The 240-nt window shown below is 56.7% G+C and carries 1 pseudogene; it reads left to right on the forward strand.

Annotation, left to right across the window (positions count from 1 at the left end):
* Positions 1-240: pseudogene (locus CKL79_RS23690) on the forward strand (hypothetical protein); the annotation flags it as partial.

The following is a 240-nucleotide window of genomic DNA, read 5'->3' on the forward strand; positions in this document are numbered from 1 at the left end:
TAATGGAGGCGGTGGGCAAAGCGCTCGAAGAGACGCCGAGGGCCAGCTCTATGGTCGAGAACCTCAACTCACGGCTGCGCAATTATTTCTTTCTGCGTCGCAGTTTGGGCGCTCCCTACCTCAGCACACTACAGTTTTTCTTGAATCGTTGGGGTCGAGTGACAGGTCACCCTGTCACCCTCCCGTGCAAAACCGTGCTTGCGATGTTAACCGCACACGGCTCCTCAACAGTACGGCTGC

The organism is Leptolyngbya sp. BC1307 (assembly GCF_002286735.1).
Lineage (GTDB): Bacteria > Cyanobacteriota > Cyanobacteriia > Phormidesmidales > Phormidesmidaceae > Phormidesmis.